Raw genomic sequence first — 1,072 nt, 5'->3', positions numbered from 1 at the left:
GAACCTGGCGGGTATCCAATGAGTTCAATAACCTTGGATGCATCAATCACCCACGCATTATCACGATGCTCACCATCGGCGGTGAGCGCCGGTTCCCAGTACTTCTTCTCATCGATCCACCGCACAAATCGTTCCTTCAGCACTGGCAGTGAATACGAGGTGGAGAACTGCAGGCCCAGCGAATCAACATGCTTCAAGAACTCACGGGTGGCACCGGCACTATCGGTGCGGACCATGATCTTTTCACCAATCAGCACACCATCTGGGTCATAGAAATCGTCGGGCAGTTGTTCCAGCGCTTGGCTAAGGATGCTGATATGGTCCTTCGCCGAGTTCGCGGCTTTATTTCCAGGACGCAGGCGGACAGCCAGGATTTCGCCGGTGCCCTGGGTTTTGCCGTAGTCAACCATGGCGATCATGGGAGAGAAACCATAGCCGCCCTTGTAGTTTCCTTTGGCACCTTCTTTATCTGAGTGCACGTTGACTAGGGACGCGTCGATATCCACGGTCAGAGGATTCATGCGGGAAGCTCGTGCTGCGGGATTGCGTTGACCTGCAGCCGCCCAGAGTTTGGTCCGTACCTCGCGTTGCATGGTAGCGAATGCGTAGTCGAAAGCCCCCGGGTGCTTGCTGATCCTGGCGAAGAACCTGCTGAACGTGGGGTCAGAGGCCACCGGCCCGAACAGCCCCTGAACCGTTCGTAGCTGGTCAGTGTCGCTGACTTGCTCGCCGCCGGCGGCGAGCATCAGACTCAGGTCTGCGATCATCTTCCCTGGCCGGTGCACCGCCGCGGCCGGGACGAATTGGGAGAATCGGTTTTCGCAGAGTTTGCGGAAACCCATTGCGTTGAGCAGGTCGCTCAGGGTGGTGAGTCCTGCGTGGGAGACGAGTGCTTGGTTTGTGCTCACGGTTGGTATGGCTGGGTAAAGGGAGGTATTGTTGTTCACCGAGAGAGTGATCCTTTGGACTGTTGAGAATATGGCTTAGATACCTTTATTTTCGCAGTTCAGGATCACTTTTTCTTTGTTAATGACGCTTAATTACTGGCCTCTCGATGAAATACCTGGGCTAG

The 1,072-nt window shown here is 55.3% G+C and carries 1 protein-coding gene; it reads right to left on the bottom strand.

Features of this window, described 5'->3' with window-relative positions; genetic code table 11:
- The coding region (locus tag CQ015_RS18605; RefSeq protein ID WP_181150470.1) for a transposase at positions 1–947 on the bottom strand (947 nt) is incomplete at its 3' end.
- Between the last annotated feature and the right edge of the window lie 125 nt (positions 948–1,072).

The organism is Arthrobacter sp. MYb221 (assembly GCF_002979835.1).
Classification (GTDB): domain Bacteria; phylum Actinomycetota; class Actinomycetes; order Actinomycetales; family Micrococcaceae; genus Glutamicibacter.
The sequence above is the reverse complement of the archived record's forward strand: the minus strand, read 5'-3'. Positions and strand labels throughout refer to the sequence as shown.